Genomic DNA, 1,394 nt, shown 5'->3' with positions numbered 1-1,394 from the left:
GCTACGATCGGACTTCCTGCACGGCACCCTGGCCGGCGCGGGGCACGACGTCGCCCCGGCGCGGCTGGCCGAGTCCCTCACCGCGGGCCTCGCGAGCCTCAAGCACTGGAAGCACGCGATGAGCCGCACCCAGGCGCCGCGCGAGCTCACCCACCGCGAGCTGTGGGAGGACTTCCTCCTGGCCGACCAGCCCGAGGCCGTCCGCGCGACCGCGGCGGGGGACGGTGCTGGCCTCATGGCCGTGCTGAACGGGCTGCTCAGCCACCACCAGGTGCGTCCCGGGGTGCTCGAGCTCCTCACCCTCGCCGACCAGCTCGGGGTCCCCGTCGGCATCGTCAGCAATGCGCACTCGGGCCGCGCGCACCGTGACCTGATGCGCCACCACGGTCTCGCGCACCTCGTGGCGGTGCAGCTCTACTCGGACGAGGTCGGCATCCGTAAGCCCCACCCCGACATGATCCGGCGAGCCGCGACGGCCCTGGGCACGGCGCCCGAGCACTGCTGGTACGTCGGGGACACCCGCGACCGCGACCTCGTCGCCGGGCGTCGTGCCGGGGTGGGAGCCGTCGTGCTGACCCGGAGCAAGCACACCGACTCCCCGCCCTTCGCCGTGCAGGAGATCGCCGACCTCGTCCTGGAGACCCCTGAGGGCCTCGTGCCGCTCCTCGCGGCCAGCCGGCCCCGCGCCGTCTTGCCCGCCGAGGTCCTCGAGCCCCCGGTCCCGCGCCCGGTGCGCCGCCCGCGTGGCCTGCTGCTCGACCAGGGCGGGGTGCTCACGGCCTCGACCAAGACCCCGGCCGCGATCGACACCTTCGTCGCCCGTCTCGCGGCCCGGCTGCGTCGCGCGGGCCATTCCCTGACCGACGACGAGCTGCGTGCGGCCCTGCGCCTGGGGCGCGAGGCGTACGCCGAGCACAAGCAGCGCGACGCCGTCGGCCCCGCGGGGCTGCCCGTCGCGCACGAGGTCACCCACCGCGAGTTCTGGGGCGGCATGGTCGGGTCCAACCTGGCCCTGGGGCCACGCGCATGGCTCGAGGCCGAGGCCAGCAGCCTGGCCTTCGAGTACGCCCAGGCCAAGAGCCGGGCCTGGCTGCGCGAGGGGGTCGAGGAGCTCCTGACCTGGTGCCGCGAGGTCGGCCTGCCGGTCGCGATCGTCTCGAACACCATCTGCGGGCGCAGCGGCCGTCGCCGCCTGGTCGACGCCGGGGTGGACCACCTCGTCGGCGCGCACCTGTACTCCGACGAGGTCGGCCGCCGCAAGCCCGACCCCGAGCTCGTGCACGAGGCCACCCGGGCCCTGGGTGTGGACCCCGCGGACTGCTGGTTCGTCGGGGACAAGCCCTGGCGGGACGTCGTCGCGGGCCGCGCGGCCGGCGTCGGCTCGGTGGTCGTGG

1 protein-coding gene is annotated in these 1,394 nt (G+C 75.4%); it reads left to right on the top strand.

Going from position 1 to position 1,394, the window contains the following annotated elements:
- On the top strand, positions 1-1,394 hold a 1,394-nt coding region (locus tag L0B03_RS17925), incomplete at both ends, for an HAD-IA family hydrolase (RefSeq protein ID WP_250448374.1).

It is taken from the genome of Actinotalea sp. C106 (assembly GCF_023630195.1).
Lineage (GTDB): Bacteria > Actinomycetota > Actinomycetes > Actinomycetales > Cellulomonadaceae > Actinotalea.
The sequence above is the reverse complement of the archived record's forward strand: the minus strand, read 5'-3'. Positions and strand labels throughout refer to the sequence as shown.